The sequence below is a fragment of the Microbacterium sp. genome (genome assembly GCF_051860965.1).
In the GTDB taxonomy this organism is placed as follows: Bacteria; Actinomycetota; Actinomycetes; order Actinomycetales; family Microbacteriaceae; genus Microbacterium.
Genome location: NZ_JBIMKU010000008.1, coordinates 94,045 through 112,987 on the forward strand (window position 1 = coordinate 94,045; position 18,943 = coordinate 112,987).

An 18,943-nucleotide genomic window follows, 5' to 3' on the forward strand; every position below is an offset into this window, starting at 1 on the left:
CCTGATCAGATCTCGAACTGCGGTGTCCGGAATTCGTGCAGGTCGCCGTCGTCGCCCTGCACGACGATCCGCAGGCGCACGACGCCGGCGGCGACGCCTTCGAAGGCGAAGCGGCCGTTGTCGGCGTCGGCCGACAGCTCCGCGCCCTTGTGCTCCAAGCGGATCGCGAGGGCCGCGGCATCCACCCATCCGTCGACCCGGTGGCCTCCGTCCTCGTCCTCGCTCACGTGCAGCAGGACGGTCGTCGTCCCGTCGCTGAACTGCAGCGTCGCGGTGTCGTGCGCGCTGCGGACGGCGGCGAGGTCGGATGCCTCGACCAGCGTCAGCAGGGCGTACTCCCGCGAGAGATCCTCGACGGCGACGGCGGCGACCATGCGGTCGACGAGTCCGGCGGGCACGGGATCGACCTCCTGCCACACGCCGCGGAGTCGCGCGAAGAGCGCCGCGTCGGCGGCGAAGTCCTCAGTGCTCATGGTGGTCTCCTCCCCATCCGGCACCCTCGATGAGGGTCCGGAGCTTGCCGAGGCAGCGCTGACGCGTCGGTCCGATCGACCCGATCGGCATCGCGAGATCCTTCGCGATGCGCGCGTAGTCGGGTCGTTCATCGAACGCGACGACGCGCAGCAGCCTCTGGCATCGGTCGTCGAGCCGGCCGACGGCCCCCCAGAGACGACGTGACTCGTCATCCGTGGCGGCCGTCTGCTCGGCGGATTCGTGGACGGGAAGATGGGGCTCGAGGCTCTCGACCTCGGTCGCATCCGCGCGGCGGTGGTTCTTGCCCACGCGCCACGCCTCGCGGCGCGCGCACATCGTGAGCCAGCCCGACACGGCGCGCGGCTCGAGGATCGACTCGTGCCTGCGCACGAGAGTCAGCCACGTCGTCTGCACGACGTCCTCGGCGAGAGCGCGATCCAGGCCGTACGCGCGCACGACGTGCCACAGCACGGGGGTCATGAGACGGACGAGGTCGTCCATCGCACGGGTGTCCCCGTCGCGCCAGCGCAGGAAGAGGTCCGCGGCGCGCTCCCACCGCGTCGGCTCGGTCGAGTCGACGGGAGCGGCCGGGTCCGCGTGCGCCATAGCGCCCATTGTGTCCACACCTTGCCAGAGCAGGGAAGGACCTGCGTGATACACGAGTGCCGACATCGATACCGGACGTCATGGACTCGCACCCCGCGCAGTGTCGACTTAGACTCGCGCCATGTCGTCCGCACCGCTCCTGTACGTGTGCGTCAGGCCTCAGCAGGGCGCCGCCGCCGCCGAGTACGAGTCCTTCCGCGCCGCGACGCATCTGGACGCTGCGGGGATCGCACAGCTCGATCTGGTGCACTCCCCGCTGCCCGACGACGTGTTCGACCGCTACAGCGGATTCGTCGTCGGCGGCAGCCCCTTCAACGTCACCGATCCCGAATCCTCCAAGACGGACGTGCAGCGCCGCCTCGAGGCCGACCTCGAGCGGATCGCCCGCGCCGCCGCCGACCAGCGCACGACGGCGATGTTCACCTGCTACGGGATCGGTGTCGTGACGCGGATGCTCGGCGGCGAGGTGAGCCGCGCACATCCCGAGGACACGGGACCCGTGACAGTGGAGCTGACCGCCGAGGGCCGAGGCGACCCGCTGTTCGGCGGTCTCGCCGACCGCTTCACCGCCCTCACGGCGCACAAGGAGGGCGCGGGGTCGGTGCCGCCCGGCGGCGTGCTGCTGGCGACGAATGCGGGATGCCCCGTGCAGGCCTACCGCGTCGGCGAGCGCCTCTACGCGACGCAGTTCCACCCCGAGCCGACCGGCGCGGCCTTCACGGAGCGCATGGCCGTGTACCGCGACGACGGGTACTTCGCCGCGAGCGACTACGACGCCATCGCGGGACGCGTGCTCGCGGCATCCATCACCGAACCCGCGCGGCTGCTGCGCGCGTTCGCGAAGGCGTTCGGTCCGGCGCCGCTCTGACGGCGCGCGCCCGCTCGCGCACGCGGGTCACGGCTCGCGCGGTGCCTCGCTCGCGGCGCACGGCACGAATCGCACGGCCGCGGCGTCGATGCCGAGCCGCACGGGCATCCCCGGCGCGAGCCGCTGGTCGGCGACGGCATCGGTCGCGAGGTCGACGGCCACGGCGGGCGCCGCCGTATGCACGCGGACTCCCGACGGCGTCTGCTCCCACCGCACGACGCGGGACGCCCACTGCCCCGGACCGACGGGATGCGTCGTCGTCACGGCGTCATGCAGAGGCTCCACGACGACGTCGGCAGGGCGGAAGAGCGCCGCGAGCGGAACGTCTCCGGCATCCATCGTCCTCAGCTCCATCGGCGCGCCGCCGGCGGCACGCCACCGTCCGTCCCGGGCCCGACCGACGACGCGATTGACGCCCACGAGCGCAGCCGCGAAGCGCGTGGCCGGCGCCGAGAGCACGTCGCGCACGAGGCCCTCCTGCGTGATGCGTCCGCCTTCGAGCACGAGCATGCGTCGGGCGAGGGATGCCGCGTCCACGGCGTCGTGCGTCACGACCACGGCCGTGGTCCTGCTCTGGGAGAGCTGCGCATGCAGCACGGCGCGCATGTCGCCGGCCGTCTCGGGATCGAGAGCCGTCAGAGGTTCATCGAGGAGCAGCACCCGCGGCGAAGTGGCGAGGGCGCGCGCCAGGGCAGCCCGCTGCTGCTGACCGCCCGAGAGCTCTCTCGGCGACCTGCCGCCGAGACCGTCGAGTCCGACGCGCGCGAGCCACTCGTCGGCCTCACGTCGTGCGTGCAGACGATCGGCACCGCGCGCGCGGAGACCGAAGGCGACGTTGTCGCGGGCCGACAGGTGAGGGAACAGGTGCGGATCCTGACCCAGGAGCACGACCCCGCGCTTCTCAGCGGGGACGGGACGTCGACCCGACAGCTCGACGCCGTCGATGCGCACGTGACCGGCCCCGCTCAGCTCGAGCCCGGCGATCGCCGCGAGCAGCGTCGACTTGCCGGCACCGCTCGGGCCCACGAGGGCGATCGTCTCGCCGGGCTCCGCAGTCAGCACCGCGTCGAGCCGGAACCCGTCCGGCCGCTCGACCACGACGTGCGCGTCGAGCGCTCCGCGGCTCATCGCGGGGCTCCCGGACGCCAGCCTCGCACGAGGAGCAGCACCGAGATCGCCGTCACGAGGAGCAGGAGCGACAGCGCGACGGCGGTACCCTGCCCCACACCCGACCCGTTGAAGGCGGTGTAGATCGCGAGCGGCATCGTCTGGGTGACACCGGGCGCATTGCCGGCGAAGAGCGCCGTGGCACCGAACTCGCCGATCGCGCGCGCGAAGCACAGCACGACGCCCGCCACCAGACCGGGCCGGACGAGGGGAAGCGTGACGCGCAGGAGGATGCGCCAGCGCCCTGCCCCGAGCGAGGCCGCGGCCCGTTCGTAGTCGACCCCGACCGAGCGCAGCGACCCCTCGACCGTGAGCACGAGGAAGGGCAGGGCGACGAACACCTGCGCGATGACGACGGCGGTCGTCGTGAACGGGATCGTGACCCCCCACGTGTCGTCCAGGAACCGCCCGACCGGTCCGCTGCGTCCGAGCAGGAACAGCAGCGCGACGCCGCCGACCATCGGCGGGAGCACGAGGGGCACCGTCACGACGGCGCGCAGCACGCCGGACCAGCGCGGGCCCGCTCGGGCGATGAACAGCGCCAGCGGCACGCCCAGCACGAGACACACCGCCGTGGCCGCGAGGCCCGTGGCGAGCGAGAGACCGAGGGCGTCGAGGGACGCGGGCGCGGTGATGTCCTGCCACAGCGTGTCCCACTGCACCCGGGCGATGAGGGCCGCGAGCGGCAGCACGAGCAGCGCGAGACCGAGGAGCGCCGGCACGGCGACCACGGGGGGAACGAATCCGCGCGTGCGTCGGCTCATCGCCACCCCTCGGTGTTCCTCGGCACGACACCGGTCACGGCGCGCCGAAGCCGTACTCGGCGAGAATGCTCTGGCCCTCGTCGCTGAGCACGAACGCGACGAATGCGGCGGCGGCCTCGGGGTTCGCCGCGCCGGTGAGGGCGACGACCGGGTAGTGGTTGACGACCTCGTCGGCCCCCTCGGGCACGAAGCTCTCGACATCGGCGGCGCCTTCGACGTCCGTCGCGTAGACGAGTCCGGCATCCGCTTCGTCGTTCGCGACCTTCGTCAGCACCGCCGTCACGTTCTGCTCGAGGCTCGCGGGCGAGACGATGACACCCTGCTGCTCGAGGAGCGTCGCCGCCGCGGCACCACAAGGAACCTCGACGGCGCACAGGACCACCGTCGCTCCGGGATCGGCGAGATCCGCCAGCGTCGTGATGCCGGCCGGGTTGCCCGCCGGTGTCGCGACGACGAGCGTGTTGCTCGCGAACCGGGCGGGATCCGCGGCGAGGCCCTCGTCGGTGACCTTGGCCATGTTCTTCTCGTCGGCCGAGGCGAAGACGTCCACGGGCGCACCCTCGATGATCTGCGTCGCGAGCGTGCTCGAGCCGTCGTAGCGGATGGGCACGACCGTGAGCGACGGGTGCGCCGTCTCGAACGCGGCGGCGATGTCGTCGAAGGCCGCGCCGAGCGACGCGGCGGCGAAGACCGTGAGCTCACCGGTCGGCTCGGGTCCGACGGACGCCGCGGGTTCGGTGGCGGCGCCGGGGGCCCGGTCGCCGCTCGCGCATCCCGTGAGGATGAGGATGGATGCCGCGACGGCCGCGAGCAGTGCACGTGAGGTGCGCACGGGTCAGCCCTTCGGGGTTTCGACGATGACGGAGGTCGCCTTCACGACGGCGGTGGCGAGCGATCCGGGTTCGAGCCCGAGTTCGCGGGCGGCTTCGGCCGACATGAGCGAGACGACGCGGTGCGGCCCGGCCTGGATGTCGACCTGCGCCATGACCCCGTCGATCTGCACGCGGGTGACGAGACCCGTGAACTGGTTGCGGGCGCTGGTGAGCACATCGGGTTCGCGGTGCGCGGCGGCAAGCGCGATTGCGCGGTCCGCGAGCGCGGGTCCGGGGATCGCGGCGGGGCTCCCCTCGGCGGGCAGCAGGCCCTGGTCGATCCAGCGACGTACGGTGTCGTCGCTCACACCGAGCAGTCGCGCGGCTTCGGAGATGCGGTACGTGGGCACGTTGCCCAAGCTACCACCGCAGATGCGGGTCTTTTCAACGAATACCTCCGCATCTGCTCCTCCCGGGGAGCAGACCGTCTCCACGTGACCGGGCGCGCGTAGCCTGGGTGGATGCCTCTGCCCCCGCTCGTGGAGCCGGTCTCCTCGCTCTCCGACGCCGAGCGCGCCCGCACGGCACGCCATCTCGTTCTCGCCGGCCTGGGCGAGCTCGGCCAGCGACGGATCGCCGCAGCCCACATCGCCGTCGTCGGCGCGGGCGGTCTCGGCTCCCCCGTCGTCCTCGCCCTCGCGGCGGCCGGGGTGGGCACGATCACGATCATCGACGACGACGTCGTCGAGCTCTCGAATCTGCAGCGGCAGGTGATGCATCGGCGGGAGGATGCCGGCATCCTCAAAGTCCACAGTGCCGCGCGCGCCGCAGCCGCACTGTCGGACACGGGGGTCGTCCCCGTCGCCGAGCGTCTCACGACCGCGACGGCGACGACGCTCCTGCGCGGAGCGCACCTCGTGATCGACGGCTCGGATCTGTTCGAGACGCGCGTCGCCGTCGCCGCCGGAGCGGAGAGCCTCGGCATCCCCCTGGTGTGGGGAACCGTGCAGGAGTTCGACGCGCAGGTCACCACGTTCTGGAACGCACCGCCGCCCGGGCACGCCCCGGTCGTGCTCGCCGACCTCTACCCCGCCGACAGCGTCGGCGTCGTGCCGAGCTGCGCGGACGTCGGAGTGCTCGGCGCCCTCTGCCTGCAGATCGGATCGATCCTCGCGCTCGAGGCGATCAAGCTCGTCACGGGCGTCGGCGAGCCGCTCCTCGGCCGCGTCCTGGTCATCGACGCGCTGCGTGCACGACAGCACGAGGTCCCGCTGCGTGCGGCCCGGACGACGCACGACACCGTCTCGGTCGCGTCGGCGGAGCCCCCGATCGCCGTCATCGGCCGAGACGAGATCGCCGATCGCGCCGTCATCGATGTGCGGGAGGCCGACGAGGTCGCCGACGGCATGATCCCCGGCGCCCGTCACCTCCCCCTCGCTCAGCTTCTCGCAGACCCCGCCGCCGTCCGGGGGCCGGTCGTCGTGGTCTGCCGCACCTCCGTGCGATCCCGACGCGCTGCCGAGGCGCTCCGCTCGGTCGGCGTCGAGGCGGCGGTCCTCGCCGGCGGGATGCAGGAATGGATGACGGCCGGCGCGCCGCTCGTCGTCCCCGCTCCCGTCATGGCGGGCGACGCATGACCGCCCTCGTCGGTGTCGAGGAGCACCTGGCGCACATCCTCGGCCACGTCCGCGCGCTGCCGTCCGAGACGCTCGACGTCGAGCGCGCGCACGGTCGCACGCTCGCCGAGCCGCTGCGTGCGCGCGTCGACATCCCGGTGTTCGACAACTCCGCGATGGACGGCTTCGCCGTTCACTTCGCGGACGTGCGCTCGGCGAGCCCCGAAGCTCCTGTGCGCCTGCGCGTCGTCGCGGACCTGCCCGCGGGGACCTCGGCCGATCCCGCGATCGGCGCGGGCGAAGCGGCGCGCATCATGACCGGCTCGCCCGTGCCGAGCGCGACCGATGTCATCGTGCCCTTCGAAGACACCGCCGGGGGTCTCGAGGACTCGCTGGGCGAGATCGTCGTGCTGCGCGCGCCCCGCGCCGCCGGCACGCATGTGCGCCTCCGCGGCGTCGACGCCGTGGTGGGCGACGTCCTGCTGTCCGCCGGGCACGTGCTGCGCGCGCGTCAGCTCGCCGCCGCGGCCGCCGCCGGCATCGCGGCCGTCGTCGTGGCCGAGCGCCCACGCGTCGCCGTGGTCTCGACGGGGTCGGAGCTCGTCCGGCCCGGGGAGCCCTTGGCGCACGGGCAGATCCCCGAGTCCAACAGCGAGCTGCTCGCGGGCCTCGTGGTCGAGGCCGGCGGCGAGGTCGTCCTGCGCCGGACCGTGCCCGACGACGGCGACGGTCCGCTGCGCGCGATCGCCGACGCCATCGCGCTCGGTGCGCATGCCGTCGTGTACTCGGGCGGCGTGAGCGCGGGGGCGTACGAAGTCGTGAAGAGCACGCTGGGCGGACTCATGGGCTTCCGGAGCGTCGCCATGCAGCCCGGCAAGCCGCAGGGCTTCGGAACGACCCCCGAGGGCGTGCTGCTGTTCGGACTTCCGGGCAACCCCGTGAGCGCCGCCGTCTCGTTCGAGGTTTTCGTGCGCCCCGCCCTGCTCGCGCTCCAGGGGCGCTCGACGCTCGATCGTCCGACCCTCCGACTGCCGGCCTCGACCGCATGGCGCACACCCCCGCACCGGCGCCAGTACCTTCCCGCCGCGATCGACCGCTCCGACCCCGCCGGGTGGACCGTCGCGCCCGCCACGAGCGGCGGCTCGGGGTCGCACCTGCCCGGCTCCCTCGCGCGCGCCGACGCCTACGCCGTCGTCCCCGCGGACGTGGATGCCGTCGCCCCGGGTGACCTCGTCGACGTCCTGCTCATCACGATGGAAGGCTGATCCCATGAGCACGCCGCATCCGTTCACCCACCTGGACGACGCCGGGAACGCGCACATGGTCGACGTGACCCTCAAGCAGCCGACGGTCCGGTCGGCGACGGCGCGCGGATTCGTGCGCTGCACCGCCACGGTCGTCACCGCCCTCCGAGACGGCGCCGCGCCCAAGGGCGACGTCCTCGCCGTCGCGCGGATCGCCGGCATCCAGGCTGCCAAGCGGACGCCCGACCTCCTCCCGCTCGCGCACGTCATCGGCGTGCACGGCGCGGTCGTCGACCTCGACGTGCGCGATGACGGCGTCGCGATCGAGGCCACCGTGCGCACCGCCGATCGCACCGGCGTCGAGATGGAAGCGCTCACCGCCGTCTCGGTCGCCGCACTCGCGGTCGTGGACATGGTGAAGGGTCTCGACAAGGCGACCTCGATCGAGAGCATCCGTCTGATCGAGAAGACGGGCGGCAAGAGCGGCGACTGGGCGCGCGCCGAAGAGGCGTGATCGTGGACGTCGGTGCCATCCTGCTCGCGGGAGGGCGCGCCGTGCGCGTGGGCGGCGCCGCCAAGCCGCTCTTCGAGGTCGGGGGCATGACCCTCCTCGACCGCGCCGTCGAAGCGGTCGCCGGCGCGGGCGCATCGCCCGTCACCGTCGTCGGCGACGCGCAGCCGACCTCGCGCCAGGTTGACTGGGCACGCGAGGAGCCGCCCTTCGGCGGTCCGGCGGCGGCGACGATCGCGGGTCTCGCCCGGTGGGCAGCCCGCGGCAGCGACCCCGAATGGATGTTCCTGCTCGCCTGCGATCTGCCTCGCGTCGACGACGTCGTCGCGCGACTCCTCGCCGACCGTCCGCTCCTCCCGTCCGACACGGACGGACTGTGCCTGGCAGACGAGTCCGGGCGACCCCAATGGCTGAGCGGGCTGTACCGCACGGCGGCGGTGCGGGCGGTGGCATCCGCTCTTCCCGACGCCGGCAGGGACGCACCCGCCCGCGCGCTCCTGCACGATCTGCAGATCGGCGTGGTGCGCGCCGAGCCCGGCGTCGCGACCGACATCGACACGTGGGAGGATCTCACGCGGGCCCGCGCACGGGCCGCTGCCGAGGAGAAGCCATGAGCCACCGCACCCTGCCCCCCGAAGCCCTGGACGCGTGGGCGGACGCGCTGCGCGAGCGCTTCGACCTCGCGCAGGAGGACCTGCCGATCGCGCTGATCCTGGACCTCGCGCGCGATGTGGCGACGGGCGTCGCGCGACCCGCCGCGCCGTTCAGCGCCTTCGCGGCGGGTCTCGTCGCCGGCCGCGCGGGAGGCTCGCCCGAAGACACGCGTGCGGCCGTGGCGGCCGTCACGGCACTCGCGAAGGGCTGGGAGTCCTGATGGCTCGCGTACGGTTCTTCGCCGCCGCTGAGGAGATGGCGGGTCGCTCGGAGGAGATGCGGGATGCCGCGACGCTCGCCGAGCTGCGCGCGGCCCTCGTCACCGAGCATCCCGCACTCGCGGACCTGCTGCCGCGCTGCGCCGTGCTGGTGGACGGCGCACGCGTCGACGACGATGCGTCGCTCTCATCGGACACACTCGTCGATGTGCTGCCGCCGTTCGCGGGCGGCTGACCGGCACGGGATCAGCCCCCGATGCCCTTCCACGCGGTCGTGCCGTCGGCCTCGACCTGACGCTTCCAGACAGGCAGCTCCCGCTTGATCGTCTCGATCACGTCGCGGCAGACCGCGAACGCCTCGGCGCGGTGCGGCGATGCGACGGCGATCACGACGGCGATGTCTCCGACGTCGAGTCGACCCGTGCGGTGCGACACCGCGACGATCGCGCCGCCGTCGCCGATCGCGGTCGCGGCGATGCCGCGCAGCACGGATTCGGCGTCGGGATGCGACGAGTACTCCAGCGCGACGACGGCGGTCGCGGCGTCGGGATCGTGATCGCGCACGCGGCCGATGAACGTCGTCACGGCGCCCGCCGTCGGATCGTCGACGGCGGCGAGGTGCGCCGCGACGTCGAGCGGCTCGTCGCTGAGGCGTGCGAGGCGGACGCCGGTCATCCGTGGTCTCCGCCGGTGAGCTGATCGAGGACGTGCCGAGCGACGGACAGGATGACGGGGATGCCGGATGCCACGGCGGCCGGGGATCCCGGGAGGTTCACGATCAGTGCCCGACGTGACGTGCCGGCGAGCCCCCGCGAGAGCATCCCCGCCGGCTTCTCCGCCGCGCTGCGGCGTCGGAGCTCCTCCGCGAGTCCGGGGATCTCGCGTTCGAGCACCCGCGCCGTGCCCTCGGGTGTCTCGTCGCGCGGAGCGAGCCCCGTGCCGCCGGTCGTCACGATGAGCCGGGCACCGGAGTCGAGCGCGGCGCGCAGTGCGCTCTCGACGCTGGCCGCGCCGTCGGGGACGACGACGGCCGCGTCGCAGGCGAAACCGGCGTCGCGCAATGCCGCGACGGCCACCGGACCTGACGCGTCCTCGCGCGCACCCGCCGCCGAGCGGTCGGAGACCGTCACCACGACGGCGGAGATGCCTTCAGCGTCCACGTCGCCAGCCTAGTGTCGGGACGTTCCGCCCCCTCACGCCTCCGCGTTGCGCAGAGCGGTGGCGTGGCGCACGATCGAGCCCGCGATGGGGACGATCGAGACCACCAGGGCGACGATCGCGGCGGTGACACCGATCGCGGTGTCCTGCGGCGAGAGCTCGAGACGGTTGTACGCCAGCCAGCTGAGCCCCCACGCCAGCGCCAGCCCCGGCGCAACCCGCCAGCGGCTGAACCAGGCGATCGCGAGCCCGATGATCCCGACGACGATCAGCACCAGGACGCCCAGGGTCGTCCCGGCGGACTCCCATTCGCGCGGTCCGTCCGCCGTCAGCCACGCGGTGATGTTCGCGACGGTGGCGAGCGACACCCATCCGAGGTGGAGGCCGACGCTCGCGTCCGCGAACAGCGTGTCGAGGAGCCCCTCGGATTCGAAGGCGACCGTCCGCTGGAAGGTGATGCCCAGCGCGATGAGCAGAGCGACGATTCCGACGACCGTGAGGGGCAGCGTCGCATACTGCGCGAGGAGCAGCCAGATCCCGTTGAGGACGGCGGTCAGCGCGATCCACCAGCCCAGCGAACGCTGACGCTCGCGCGACCGCTGGGACGGGAGCGCCTGCCACACGGTGTACGCGATCATGAGCGCGTAGATCGCGGACCAGATCGAGAACGCCGGACTCGCCGGCGCGAGGAGCGTCGCGTCGGCGGCGAGAGCGCCGTCCTGGAGGTCCTGCACCGGCGTGCCCCCGAGCACCCCGGCGCCGACCACAGCGGCGATGATCATGAAGACGGTCGACGAGATGACGGCGATCTGCCGCGCGATGTCGTTGCGGGAGGTGTCCATCCTCCGACGGTACGTGTCGCCGGTCCCGAGGTCAGGGCCTTGACAACCCGGTCACGCGCCGTGCGGAGGATCCGTCAGCAGCGCGACACGCTCGTCGAGATATCGCCCCAGCGGCATGTACCCTCCCGAGGCGCTCCAGTGCACGCTCGGTTCGCCGTCGACGATGGCGAGGGGACGGGATGCCTCACCCCTCTCGAGCGCGACGAGGTCCAGCATCCGCCACCCGACGTGCACCGTCGCCCCCTCGGGGAATCCGCCCCGGAAGGCCGCGGCAGAGCGCTCCGCCCGGCGCCGCTGGGACTCCGCCGGATAGCCGCGCCGCACCTCCTGATGCGAGCGGAGGATGTCGCCCGTCGCGAAGACGTCGTCCTCGCCGATCAGCAGAACCCCCAGGTGCCACACGGAGCCGACCGGAGTGATGCGCGACCCACGGCCGATCCCGAGGATGCGGCGCGGTTCGACCTCGCGGCCGAGCGCCTCGCGGGGCGCATCAGCGAGCATGCGCCGCGCCTCGTCGAACAGCTCTCGCGCACTCACGCGAGGTCGTCTTCGCGAGCAGGCCGGCCGGGCGGCACAGTGGTCGGCTCGCCGCGGAGAGCGGTCGCCACGAGCGGCAGTATCAGCACCGACAGCATTCCGGCGCCGACGAGGACGGAGGCGGATGCCGACGTGAGCACGTCTTCGTCGACCCCGATCGCGGTCACTGCCACGATGATCGGGAGTCCCGTGGCCCCCATCAGGCCGACCGCGATGCGATCTCGACGGGACGATCCCTGCGGCGCGGCCAGCATCGCGGGCAGGCCGCGCACGATGAGGAGCGCGAGCAGAGCCACCGGCACGAGCAGGAAGAGCACGGGCTGCGCGAGGAGCGAGGCGAGGTCGAACGTGACACCCGTGTAGATGAAGAAGACCGGCACGAGGAACCCGAACGCGACGGCCTCGACCTTGCTCTCGACGGCGGCGCGGTCGGCGGGGGCGGCATCCCGCATCATGAGCTTCCACACGACGCCGGCGGCGAACGCACCGAGGAGCATGTCGAGGTCGAAGAAGATGCTGATCGCGACGAGGACGCCGAGGATGAGGAAGAGGAGGCGGATCGCGAACTGACCGGAGGTGTGCAGCGTCGCGTTGACGAAGCGGTGCATCGCGCCCTGGGGCACGCGGAACGCGAACCAGATGGCGAGCCCGGCGATGACGCCGAAGGCCGCGAGGACGATGGTCGAGATGCCGGGCTCCCGCCCGCCGAGGAAGATCGAGATCGCGATGAGAGGGCCGAACTCGCCGACCGCGCCGATCGCGCCGATCGCCATGCCGAACGGTGTGCGCAGCTCGCCGGCATCCCGCAGAATCGGCAGGAGGGTGCCCAGCGCCGTGGATGCGAGCGCGATGCCGATGATCACGGCGGGCTCTCCGGGAGCGATGATCCAGCCGAGCGCGATGCCGCCCGCGATGCTGAGGAGCCAGCCGAGAGCCGCGCGGCGCCCCGTGCGCCCGCGGAAGGCGATGAACTCGATCTCGGACCCGGCGACGAAGAAGAGCATCGCCAGTCCGAAGTTGGACAGGGTGTCGACGAAATCGGACGGCTGCGCCCAGCCGAGCAGACTCGGGCCCACGATGATGCCGAGGATCAGCTCGAAGACGACGATCGGCACGCGCGCGACGCGTCCGATCGCGCGGGCGAGCAGCGGTGCGAGCACCGCGAGGATCGGGATGATCAGCAGTGTCGGTTCGAGGTCGTCCACGGGATCAGAGTAGCGATCGCCGCATCACCGCACACCGACGCGGTCGAGCCAGTGCAGCAGGCCCGGAATGGCCAGGTAGGCGACCGTTCCATGGGTCGCGAACGAGATCTCGTGATAGGTCACGCGCATGCCGAGGGATGCCTCGTGCTCGGCGAAGTCCTTCGTGTCCTCGGGGATCACGAGTTCGTCGTCGAGCCCCTGCGCGATGAACAGAGGCGCGTCGAAGGCGACGGAGCCCGCGGAGTTGTCCTTCAGGAAGGTCGCCCAGGGCTCGGTGGTCGTCGGGTCGCTCGTGGTGAAGTCCCCCACGACGGGCTCGCCGATGCGGTGCAGCTCCGCGATGTTAGACAACAGGCACAGCTCGTTCATCTGCGGCTGGATCGCGATCGCCGCGGGCGTCAGGATGTCGGAGATCGGCACGTCGTAGATCTCGGAGTAGGCCGAGAACGCGTACGAGCCGATCGTGACGCCCGAGATGTCGTCGAGATGGGCGCCCAGGAGATCGGTGAGGTCGGCGGCCGGCGCAGCCACCGCGACGGCCTCGAGATCGAACTCCGGTGCGTAGTCCCGCGCGCGCTCGGCGGCGAACAGCGCGGCCTGGCCGCCCTGCGAGTGACCCCACAGCACGAGCCGGTCGCTCACGGAGTCTCCCAGGACGTGCTGCGCCGCGCGCGCGGCGTCGAGCACGTTGTTGCCCTCCGTCGTGCCGATGAGGTACGAGTCGGCTCCCTCGGCGCCCATGCCCGTGTAGTCGGTCGCGACGACGGCGAAGCCGCGGTCGAGCAGCGACCTCAGCCCCTCGATGCCGGTGTAGGGGTCGAAGCCGTACGACGGCGCGCACTCCCGCGCCGATCCCGTGGTCGGGTGCGCCCACGAGAGGATGGTGCGACCGCCCGGCGGCGCGGGCGTGACGGGCACGACGACGACCCCCGTGGCGATGACGGGATCGCCGTTCAGATCGGTCGAGCGGTACATGATGCGCCACCCTCGCGCGGCGAAAGGCGCTCCCAGCAGCGGATCCGCCTTCACGATCGTGCCCGGGTCGCCGTCGACATCGGCGGCGGCGTACTCGTAGAAGGAATCGATCCCGGGACGCTCGAGCGCGTCACCCCCGATGCGCACGGCTTCGGCGGCTACGATGCCGCCGATGACGGCGAGCGCAGCGGCGAAGAAGCCCGCCACGAGCCGGTGGGCCCGGTGGTGGTCGCGTTGCACGGAGTGCCGAGAGGATCGCGCCATGGACGGAGGCTATCGCGTCGGAGCCCGTGCGCCGTCCGGTGGTTCGATCGCCGTCCCGTGCGCCCCGCCTGAGCCGTCACGCGATCGCGTCGCGCGCGGCCTTCGCCTTCTTCTCGGCGGAACGGACGATGGATGCCGCGCCCTCCCGCTCGTGTTCCCAGCGCTCGAGATCGCTCGCCGCGGTGGCCGCGTCGGCACGCATCCGCTCGAGCTCGCGCTCGAGGTCGTCGACGCGCTCGGCCAGATGGTCGACCCGCTCCTGCGCCTTGTCGCACTTCGCCTCCACGCGGGCGAGCTCGCGTGCCGCTTCGTTCGCGGCGCGATCCGCTTCGCGCGCCGCCTTCTCGGCGGCCTTGCGTGCGCGCCGCTCGGCGAGATCGTCGCGACTCGGAGCCGTCGCGACGGGACCGTCGGGAGTCGACCCGGCGACAGCGCCCGCGAGGTCGACCGTGTCGAGGCCGGTCGCCACGAGCGGGCGCACGAGTCGCCCCGTCGTGACGGCGGCGGCGGCCGCGGCATCCATCATCGCGGCGTTCAGGGTCTTCTCGATGTCCTCGCGCGCGGCCGCGCTCACCGCGACGTCGTGCCCCCGCGCGGCGGCGACCGCCTGGGTCGCGAGGGCGCTCACGAGCGCGCGCCGCTGCCGACCGAGCCGAGCGAGCTCCGGAGCGTCGAGGTCGTCCTGCGCCTCTCGGAGGGCGGCGGCGAGCTCCAGCGCTTCGGACAGCCCGCCCGCCGCGACGAGCAGATTGACCGCCCATGCGGCGACGACCGGCTTGCGGAAGGCCTTTATCTGGGCCGCGTGCGGTCCGGTCGCCTTCGCATTGCGTGCCGACGTGAAGTCGGCCGGTGGCAGCACGTAGAGCTCACCGGCGACGGCGTCGAGGTCACCGGCATCCATCGCCCCATTGTCGTCCGTCATCGGGCCGCGCGCACTCGTGGCGACCCGCTCGGCACCGCGTGCACGGGGTCGGGGATCACCGGCGACACGCCGCTGCGGCGTCCTGAGTGACGGCGCGTCGTACAGGTTTCCCGACGCTCTGCTCGCACAGCCGTGCGGAGCGGATCGGCGACGCGGCCGCCGAAGGTCAGTCCGCAGCGACGGCGGCGGCCTGACGGGCCGCGCCCAGTGCGACGTACTCGTCGGGCGCCGGCACCACGACCGGGATGCCGAGCACGAGCGGCGCGATCGCGCGCACGGCGATCGACTGCGCTCCGCCGCCGATCAGCAGGGCGCGCTCGAGAGGCACACCGAGTTCGCGCAGGGCGTCCAGCCCCGCAGCGAGGCCCGACAGCATCCCCTCGACGGCCGCGCGGGCGAGATTCTCCCGCTTGGTCGACGCGAGGGTCATGCCGGTGAGCGACGCGGTCGCGTCGGGCAGATTCGGCGTCCGCTCGCCCTGGAAGTACGGGACGAGCGTCAGCCCGCCCGCTCCCGGAGGAGCGGCCAGTGCGAGACGCGACAGCTCGTCCTGATCCACGCCGAGGATGCCGGCGATGGTCGTCAGCACGCGCGCTGCGTTGATGGTCGCGACGAGCGGCAGGAACCGCCCCGTGCAGTCGGCGAAGCCCGCGACCGTGCCCGTCGGGTCGATCGTGCGCGTCTCGCTGACGGCGAAGACCGTGCCCGATGTGCCGATCGAGACGATGACGTCACCCGGCCCGGCGCCGAGCCCGAGCGCGGCGCCGGCGTTGTCGCCCGCGCCCCCGCCGACGCGGCGGTCGGCCTCGTCGAGGACAAACTCGTCCGGCGCCAGCACGCGCGGCAGAACGGCGTCGTGGCCGAGCGCGGCGACGAGCAGCTCGCGGTCGTAGGCCCCCGTCTCGGGATCCCAGTACCCGGTGCCCGAGGCATCCGATCTGTCGGTCACGAGCTCCTCGAGCACGGGTCCGAGAGGCGACTCGTCCGCGGGGCCGTACCCGCGCATCCGCCACGTCAGCCAGTCATGGGGCAGCGCAACGGCCGCGACGCGGGCCGCGTTCTCGGGCTCGTGGTCGCGCAGCCATCGCAGCTTCGTGATCGTGAACGACGCGACCGGCACGAGACCCGTCCGCCGTGCGAGCGCCTCCGCGCCGAACTCGGCGATGAGGTCCTGCGCGGCATCCGCCGACCGGGTGTCGTTCCACAGCAGGGCGTCGCGCACGATCCGCCCGTCCGCATCGAGCGCCACCATGCCGTGCTGCTGGCCGCCGATCGCCCACGCGGAGACGTCCTCGATGCCCCCGGCCGACGCGATCGCGGTGCGCAGGGCCGCGAGCCAGACGCCGGGGTGCACCGACGTGCCGTCGGCGTGGGATGCGCGGCCCTTGCGCACGACCTCGCCGCTCTCGCTGTCGAAGATCACGACCTTGCACGACTGCGTCGACGAGTCGACTCCCATGACGAGCGTCATCGCTCTCTCCTTCTGCGAGCCGGTTCAGTGTCCACAGACTGCGGCTTTGGCTCGGCCGAAACCGCAGTCCGTGGACACCGAACGGGGGTGGGATGCGGTCAGCGCGCGCCGAGCAGGTGCTCGGTCGCCAGCTGCTGCAGGCGCACGAAACCGCCGCCCTTGCCGTTGAAGTACGCGTCGGCATCGAAGTCCTCGTACGCCGAGCGGTCGGCGAGGAAGTCGTCGTACGACTCGCCCTCGTTGAGCGTCGGGGTGGCCAGCTCGTCGACCTTGGCCGCGGCGAGCGCCTCCCGCACCTCGGGGTCGGCGCGGAAGGCCGCCGCGCGCTCCTTGAGCAGAAGGTAGGTGCGCATGTTCGCGGCAGCCGAGTCCCAGACCCCGACCTCGTCCTCGGTGCGCGAGGGCTTGTAGTCGAAGTGACGGGGTCCGTCGTAGGCCGGGACGCCGCCGGGGCCGCCGTTCTCGAGCAGATCCACGAGCGCGAAGGCGTTGTGCAGATCGCCGTGGCCGAAGACGAGGTCCTGGTCGTACTTGATGCCGCGCTGGCCGTTGAGGTCGATGTGGAAGAGCTTGCCGTGGTAGAGCGCCTGGGCGATGCCCGCGGCGAAGTTCAGGCCCGCCATCTGCTCGTGCCCGACCTCGGGGTTGAGGCCCACGAGCTCGGGGCGCTCGAGGGAGTCGATGAACGCGATCGCGTGACCGAGCGTCGGCAGCAGGATGTCGCCGCGGGGCTCGTTGGGCTTCGGCTCGATCGCGAAGCGGATGTCGTAGCCCTTGTCGGTCACGTAGTCGCCGAGCAGGTTGACGGCCTCGCGGTAGCGCTCGAGCGCCTGTCGGATGTCCTTGGCCGAGTCGTACTCGGCGCCCTCGCGGCCGCCCCACATGACGAAGGTCTTGGCGCCCAGCTCGGCGCCGAGGTCGAGCTGACGGAAGACCTTGCGGAGGGCGAAGCGGCGCACGTCGCGGTCATTGGCCGTGAAGCCGCCGTCTTTGAACACCGGGGCCGAGAAGAGGTTGGTCGTGACCATCGGCACGATGAGCCCCGTGTCGGCGAGGGCGCCCTTGAGACGGTCGATCTGGGTCTGGCGCTCGGCATCCGTCGACCCGAAGGCGAAGAGGTCGTCGTCGTGGAACGTGAGGCCGTACGCGCCGAGCTCGGCCAGCTTCTCGACGGCGTGCACGACGTCCAGGTGAGCGCGGGTCGGGCCGCCGAAGGGGTCGGTGCCGTTGTAGCCGACGGTCCAGAGGCCGAAGGAGAACTTGTCGTCACGGGTAGGGGTGGGCATGGTGCTCCTGGCTTCCGGGTCGTCGTTCGACGGTGAACTAATTGTTGCGAGAGACAACCTATCGCATGACGGATGCCTCGCCAACCCCTACAGTGATGATGGTGAGCGATGCGGTCGGAGTGAGACAGGCGAATCTCGCGCGCCTCCTGCGACTCGTGCACGTCGACGGCCCTCTCTCTCGCGCCGCCCTCACCGAGACGACGGGGCTCAACCGCTCGACGATCGCCGACCTGGTCGGTCAGCTCGTCGATCAGCGGCTCGTCGATGAGCGCGCCCCCGATCCGTCCCGCCGCGTGGGGCGCCCGTCGCCGGTCGTCTCGGCCGCGCCCCGCGTGGTCGCGATCGCGGTGAACCCCGAAGTGGACGCCCTCACGATCGCCGCCGTCGGGCTCGACCGCCTCGTCCCCGTGCGCGAGCGCATCGAGATCGATCATCTGCTCTCGCCGGAGGAGACGGCGGCGCTCGTCGCGGAGCGCGTGCAGGGATGGCGCGACGGCGACCTCGCCGATGCGCGCATCGTCGGCGTCGGGCTCGCGGTCCCCGGGCTCGTGCGGGCCGCCGACGGGCTCGTGCGCAACGCTCCGCACCTCCGCTGGACCGACGTGCCCCTGCGCGACCTCATCGCGCGCGCGACGGGGCTGCCGGCATCCGTCGCCAACGACGCGAGCCTCGGCGCTCTGGCCGAACACCTCTTCGGGGCCGCGCGCGGCGTCGACGATGTGGTGTACCTCAACGGCGGCGCGAGCGGCATCGGCGGCGGGCTCATCGTCGGCGGCGTCCCCGTCGCCGGCGCGGGCGGCTATGCCGGAGAGTTCGGACAGAATCGCCCCGGTATCGCCGCCGACCAGGACCGCCGCGCCGGCGCCGGGGTCCTCGAGGACGAAGTGACGCGCGCACGGCTGCTGGATGCCGTCGGCCTCACGCACGCCGACGAGCCGACGCTCGCGGCCGCGCTCGACGCGTCGCACGATCCCGCGGTGGCCGACGAGGTCGCACGGCAGCGCCGGATCCTCTCCACCGCTCTGGCCAACGCCGTGAACGTGCTGAATCCGTCCGTCGTGGTGCTGGGCGGATTCCTCGCCACCGTCGCGGGTCGCGACCTCGACGGACTCACCGCGCAGGTGGCGACGCAGGCGATGCCCGCCAACATGGAGGGCCTCGACATCCGCGTCGCCGTCCTCGCCGAGGACCGCCTGCTGATCGGCGCCGCGGAGCTCGCCTTCGCCGACCTGCTGAGGAACCCGACCTCGGCCTGACGGACACTCCGCCGCGGAGCGCGCGGGAACCGGACGATGCGTCATGGCCGCCCGGCGAGCGCGGCGGTATCGTCGGGAGCACCCTGACGGAAG

The 18,943-nt window shown here is 72.5% G+C and carries 23 protein-coding genes; 8 read left to right on the forward strand and 15 right to left on the reverse strand.

The window, feature by feature from the left end:
* Nucleotides 1-5 precede the first annotated feature (5 nt).
* Nucleotides 6-473 (reverse strand): hypothetical protein, encoded by a 468-nt coding sequence (locus ACTIFV_RS15515; protein WP_439593699.1) that lies wholly within the window; start codon nt 471-473, stop codon nt 6-8.
* Nucleotides 463-1,080, reverse strand: coding sequence for an RNA polymerase sigma factor (locus tag ACTIFV_RS15520; RefSeq protein ID WP_439593700.1), 618 nt, complete (start codon nt 1,078-1,080; stop codon nt 463-465). The genes ACTIFV_RS15515 and ACTIFV_RS15520 overlap by 11 nt, the downstream gene beginning before the upstream one ends.
* 121 nt (nt 1,081-1,201) lie before the next feature.
* Between ACTIFV_RS15520 and ACTIFV_RS15525 the strand changes: the two genes are divergently transcribed.
* Nucleotides 1,202-1,948, forward strand: a complete 747-nt coding sequence (locus ACTIFV_RS15525; protein WP_439593701.1) for a glutamine amidotransferase-related protein — start codon at nt 1,202-1,204, stop codon at nt 1,946-1,948.
* Between the two features lie 27 nt (nt 1,949-1,975).
* Here the strand turns inward: ACTIFV_RS15525 and ACTIFV_RS15530 are convergent, their stop codons facing one another.
* From ACTIFV_RS15530 to ACTIFV_RS15545, 4 genes are read right to left on the reverse strand one after another with little or no spacing between them, the layout of a single operon-like run.
* Nucleotides 1,976-3,076 carry an ABC transporter ATP-binding protein gene (locus tag ACTIFV_RS15530; RefSeq protein WP_439593702.1) on the reverse strand — a complete coding sequence of 367 codons (1,101 nt, stop codon included), beginning with the start codon at nt 3,074-3,076 and terminating at the stop codon, nt 1,976-1,978.
* The gene (locus tag ACTIFV_RS15535; protein ID WP_439593703.1) at nt 3,073-3,879 is read right to left on the reverse strand and encodes an ABC transporter permease; all 807 of its coding nucleotides are present in this window, start codon (nt 3,877-3,879) and stop codon (nt 3,073-3,075) included. The genes ACTIFV_RS15530 and ACTIFV_RS15535 overlap by 4 nt, the downstream gene beginning before the upstream one ends.
* Before the next feature lie 34 nt (nt 3,880-3,913).
* Complete coding sequence (gene modA, locus ACTIFV_RS15540; protein ID WP_439593704.1) at nt 3,914-4,711, reverse strand: molybdate ABC transporter substrate-binding protein; 798 nt, start codon at nt 4,709-4,711, stop codon at nt 3,914-3,916.
* Between the two features lie 3 nt (nt 4,712-4,714).
* The gene (locus tag ACTIFV_RS15545; protein WP_439593705.1) at nt 4,715-5,101 is read right to left on the reverse strand and encodes a TOBE domain-containing protein; all 387 of its coding nucleotides are present in this window, start codon (nt 5,099-5,101) and stop codon (nt 4,715-4,717) included.
* A gap of 111 nt (nt 5,102-5,212) precedes the next feature.
* Here ACTIFV_RS15545 and ACTIFV_RS15550 point away from each other — a divergent pair, with 111 nt between their 5' ends.
* The 6 genes from ACTIFV_RS15550 to ACTIFV_RS15575 are packed head-to-tail and all read left to right on the forward strand — an operon-like array spanning nt 5,213 to nt 9,169.
* Nucleotides 5,213-6,328 (forward strand): ThiF family adenylyltransferase, encoded by a 1,116-nt coding sequence (locus tag ACTIFV_RS15550; protein ID WP_439593706.1) that lies wholly within the window; start codon nt 5,213-5,215, stop codon nt 6,326-6,328.
* Nucleotides 6,325-7,572 carry a molybdopterin molybdotransferase MoeA gene (locus ACTIFV_RS15555; RefSeq protein WP_439593707.1) on the forward strand — a complete coding sequence of 416 codons (1,248 nt, stop codon included), beginning with the start codon at nt 6,325-6,327 and terminating at the stop codon, nt 7,570-7,572. The genes ACTIFV_RS15550 and ACTIFV_RS15555 overlap by 4 nt, the downstream gene beginning before the upstream one ends.
* A gap of 4 nt (nt 7,573-7,576) precedes the next feature.
* Nucleotides 7,577-8,065 (forward strand): cyclic pyranopterin monophosphate synthase MoaC, encoded by a 489-nt coding sequence (moaC, locus tag ACTIFV_RS15560; RefSeq protein WP_439593708.1) that lies wholly within the window; start codon nt 7,577-7,579, stop codon nt 8,063-8,065.
* Between the two features lie 2 nt (nt 8,066-8,067).
* Nucleotides 8,068-8,676, forward strand: coding sequence for a molybdenum cofactor guanylyltransferase (gene mobA / locus ACTIFV_RS15565; RefSeq protein WP_439593709.1), 609 nt, complete (start codon nt 8,068-8,070; stop codon nt 8,674-8,676).
* The gene (locus ACTIFV_RS15570; protein WP_439593710.1) at nt 8,673-8,936 is read left to right on the forward strand and encodes a DUF6457 domain-containing protein; all 264 of its coding nucleotides are present in this window, start codon (nt 8,673-8,675) and stop codon (nt 8,934-8,936) included. The genes mobA and ACTIFV_RS15570 overlap by 4 nt, the downstream gene beginning before the upstream one ends.
* Complete coding sequence (locus tag ACTIFV_RS15575) at nt 8,936-9,169, forward strand: MoaD/ThiS family protein (RefSeq protein WP_439593711.1); 234 nt, start codon at nt 8,936-8,938, stop codon at nt 9,167-9,169. The genes ACTIFV_RS15570 and ACTIFV_RS15575 overlap by 1 nt, the downstream gene beginning before the upstream one ends.
* Before the next feature lie 11 nt (nt 9,170-9,180).
* Here the strand turns inward: ACTIFV_RS15575 and ACTIFV_RS15580 are convergent, their stop codons facing one another.
* The 9 genes from ACTIFV_RS15580 to xylA all read right to left on the reverse strand — a co-directional run bounded on the left by ACTIFV_RS15580 (nt 9,181) and on the right by xylA (nt 17,594).
* Nucleotides 9,181-9,609, reverse strand: a complete 429-nt coding sequence (locus ACTIFV_RS15580) for a molybdenum cofactor biosynthesis protein MoaE (protein WP_439593712.1) — start codon at nt 9,607-9,609, stop codon at nt 9,181-9,183.
* Nucleotides 9,606-10,094: a MogA/MoaB family molybdenum cofactor biosynthesis protein gene (locus ACTIFV_RS15585; RefSeq protein WP_439593713.1), complete on the reverse strand. Its 489-nt coding sequence runs from the start codon at nt 10,092-10,094 to the stop codon at nt 9,606-9,608. Before ACTIFV_RS15585 ends, ACTIFV_RS15580 begins: the two co-directional genes overlap by 4 nt.
* A gap of 33 nt (nt 10,095-10,127) precedes the next feature.
* On the reverse strand, nt 10,128-10,934 hold the full coding sequence (locus ACTIFV_RS15590; RefSeq protein WP_439593714.1) for a tryptophan-rich sensory protein: 807 nt from the start codon (nt 10,932-10,934) through the stop codon (nt 10,128-10,130).
* 51 nt (nt 10,935-10,985) lie between these two features.
* Entirely contained in the window at nt 10,986-11,471 is a 486-nt protein-coding gene (locus ACTIFV_RS15595) for a glutaminase (RefSeq protein WP_439593715.1), read from the reverse strand.
* Nucleotides 11,468-12,676 carry a cation:proton antiporter gene (locus tag ACTIFV_RS15600; RefSeq protein WP_439593716.1) on the reverse strand — a complete coding sequence of 403 codons (1,209 nt, stop codon included), beginning with the start codon at nt 12,674-12,676 and terminating at the stop codon, nt 11,468-11,470. Before ACTIFV_RS15600 ends, ACTIFV_RS15595 begins: the two co-directional genes overlap by 4 nt.
* A 24-nt stretch (nt 12,677-12,700) precedes the next feature.
* Nucleotides 12,701-13,915, reverse strand: a complete 1,215-nt coding sequence (locus ACTIFV_RS15605; RefSeq protein WP_439593717.1) for an alpha/beta fold hydrolase — start codon at nt 13,913-13,915, stop codon at nt 12,701-12,703.
* Nucleotides 13,916-13,991: 76 nt separating this feature from the next.
* The gene (locus ACTIFV_RS15610; RefSeq protein ID WP_439593718.1) at nt 13,992-14,837 is read right to left on the reverse strand and encodes a transposase; all 846 of its coding nucleotides are present in this window, start codon (nt 14,835-14,837) and stop codon (nt 13,992-13,994) included.
* 166 nt (nt 14,838-15,003) lie between these two features.
* The gene (gene xylB / locus ACTIFV_RS15615; protein ID WP_439593719.1) at nt 15,004-16,308 is read right to left on the reverse strand and encodes a xylulokinase; all 1,305 of its coding nucleotides are present in this window, start codon (nt 16,306-16,308) and stop codon (nt 15,004-15,006) included.
* A 98-nt stretch (nt 16,309-16,406) separates the two neighbouring features.
* Nucleotides 16,407-17,594 (reverse strand): xylose isomerase, encoded by a 1,188-nt coding sequence (xylA, locus tag ACTIFV_RS15620; RefSeq protein ID WP_439593720.1) that lies wholly within the window; start codon nt 17,592-17,594, stop codon nt 16,407-16,409.
* 101 nt (nt 17,595-17,695) lie between these two features.
* On the opposite strand from xylA, the gene ACTIFV_RS15625 reads away from it, so the two are divergent.
* The gene (locus ACTIFV_RS15625; protein ID WP_439593721.1) at nt 17,696-18,850 is read left to right on the forward strand and encodes an ROK family transcriptional regulator; all 1,155 of its coding nucleotides are present in this window, start codon (nt 17,696-17,698) and stop codon (nt 18,848-18,850) included.
* The last annotated feature ends 93 nt before the right edge of the window (nt 18,851-18,943 follow it).